Here is a 2,831-nt window from a genome sequence, read left to right on the forward strand (position 1 = left end):
GCATGGACAGAGTAGCCAACGGCGAACTCGAAACCCGCATTTCCCAACAAGTTGACGACCGTGACGACGAATTGTCCCATCTTGCCGTGCAGTTCGACAAAATGGCCGAAAAGCTTGAAAAACTTGTTGCCAAAGAGCGCCACCTGCTTCACCACGTTTCTCATGAAATGCGCTCGCCGCTGGCGCGCATGCAGGCAATTGTCGGCCTGATTCAATCTCAGCCGCAAAAACAAGAGCAATACCTCAAGCGACTTGAAGGCGAACTGGTGCGCATGGATACTCTGGTCGGTGAATTGTTGACCCTCTCCCGCTTGGAAACTTCCAATATTCCTTTGGAAAAAGAAAACCTCAAACTCGTTCCTTTCCTAACTAATTTGATTGAGGACAACCAAAGCATTGCCCACCAAAACAACCAAAGCGTTACCCTGAGCATTGACCCAAAAATCCCTGAAAATGCCATAGTCAGCGCCAACGAAGGCTATCTATACCGCGCCTTTGACAACGTTATCCGCAATGCCATCAATTACAGTCCAGAAGGCAGCACCATTCAAACCCATATCGGACAAGACGGAAAAAACTGGATTATCGATGTTACCGACAACGGGCCTGGCGTGGACGAAATGCAGCTTCCGCATATTTTCACTGCCTTTTATCGCGCCGACTCCAGCGCGCACAAGCCCGGTACAGGTTTAGGGCTTGCCTTGACGCAGCACATTATGGAACAGCACTGCGGTAAAATCATTGCTGAAAATGTCAAACCCAACGGCCTGAGGATGCGTTTCATCCTTCCCAAAAAGAAAGCCGGAGACAAAAAAGAAGTCTAAAAATAAGGCCGTCTGAAACTTTTCAGACGGCCAAAAACACAAATAAGGAACCATCATGAGCGCAACTGCCCAAACCGGCTACTTCTTCATGCCTGAACACATCATCCTCGTCGGCGCCAGCGAACGTCCGCACAGCCTTGGCGAACGCATTTTCAGCCATCTGCTCGGTTCTTCATATCAAGGCAAAATCACCCCCGTCAATCTTCGACACAGCAGTGTCGCAGGCATTCCCTCCTACTCCAGCCTCAGCAAAATCCCGGGCCAAGCCGACTTGGTTGTTGCCGTTATCCCGCCCGATCATTACGACTCACTGTTCAAAGCTTGCCGCAAAAAAGACCTGCGCCACATTATCCTGATTCAAGATTGGGAAAACCTGCCGCCCGAATCCTGTAAAAACGCCCGTTCCATCATTCAAAAATATCACGGTGACGAATTGAACATCACCGTGTGCAACAGCGCAGGCATCCAACTCCCCTCGCTCAACCTCAACATCGGCACCCAAACCGACTATCCAGCCGGCCATATCGCGTTACTGACTGGCCACAGCACCGTCAGCCGCAACATCAACCACCTGCTGAACACACTGCATCAAGGCGTATCGCGCCACATTAGTCTCAACTATGATCTAAGCCCTACTACATCCGCCGACTGGCTCAACCGCTTCGGCCACAATCGCCATACCAAAGTTGCCGTGATCCACTATAACCCGGCCGAAAACCAACGCGAGCTGTTCAGTGCCATCCGTCACTTTACACACCACACTCCGCTTATCCTGTTGTCCACACACCATACCGACGACACAGACAAAGCCATCCTGCGCAGCCTCAGCCACCATTGCAATTTCCAACCGGTATTCAATACCGCTGAACTGGAAGCGGCCTTAAAAGCCCACCTTTCCGGCATTCCCGTCATTACCAACCCCACCATTCTGTCCGACACGCCGATAGAATGGCTGCGCAGCACCGCCAATGCCTGTGAATTGACCCTCGACCTCCCAACTGATGCCCCATCCATCCGACAAGGCTGCATCGGCAGCAATCCCACGCCTGCACGCATCCACCGTCTAGCGCTCGAACAATTACAAAATCCACATACTCAAGCCCTGCTCGGCATTATTTCGCCAGATACGCCGGATGCGTACAGCATTCATCAAACTCTGAATAATTTGGCACAAAAAACCAGCAAGCCCATTCTCGTCAGCTATCGTTTTTCAGACGGCCTGACTCGGTTTAACACGCCGGAAGAAGCCTTACTGACACTTTATTTCCGCAATCAAACAGCCTATTTGCAACAGGTGCAAAATATCCCTGCGCCAGCCAAAACAGGCCGTCTGAAAACACCTAAAAGCAAAAATATCGATAAAGCCATTGCATCCGGCCAAACCGAACTGATGGCGGAAGTCCTATACCTGCCTCCGTGCCAAACCAAAAAACACAATGCCGTCCAATTTCGATTCAGCCGCCATGCCATTTACGGCAACATCCTTTCCGCCCATTACAACGGCAAAACCGAAGCCGCATTACCTCCATTTACCACACTCGATATCCAGCGTTTAAGCCAATTTGCAGAACTCGACAACACGTCCGTTCTCAATCAATTCCTGCATTCCCTAAACACGCTTATCCACAACAACCAGCATATCGGCGACATTATCCTCAACTACAACGGCAGCCAATACAGCAGCACTATCATTCCCGAAATCGTGGAAAAACCAGCCGTACCAACAACCAAAATCCCAAAAAAAGCCGTCCAAACCTTAGAACAGGCCGCCGCCAAAATGCAAAGCGCCGCCGCCTACCTCCAACAAAAAAATCCGGCAGCGGCCGAATTCCTACGCAACACCGGCGAAGCCGCTTCCGAACTGCTGCACCCTAAAACCGAAACGCCCGAGATACAAAACGTACTCGCACCCTATCCGAGCCAAACCGATACCTTTACCCTGCCCGATGGCAACACACTGCACATCCGTGCATTAGAGCCTGAAGATGCCGAAGCCAAACAAAAATT

2 protein-coding genes are annotated in these 2,831 nt (G+C 50.9%); both read left to right on the forward strand.

Translation table 11 applies throughout. From position 1 onward, the window contains the following. Positions 1 to 824 (forward strand): HAMP domain-containing sensor histidine kinase (locus ACTHUM_RS11155; RefSeq protein ID WP_440402898.1); only part of this gene is annotated, 824 nt, incomplete at its 5' end. Between the two features lie 55 nt (positions 825 to 879). After that, the coding region (locus ACTHUM_RS11160; RefSeq protein WP_440402899.1) for a CoA-binding protein at positions 880 to 2,831 on the forward strand (1,952 nt) is incomplete at its 3' end.

The sequence above is a fragment of the Neisseria sp. P0021.S006 genome (assembly GCF_051956895.1).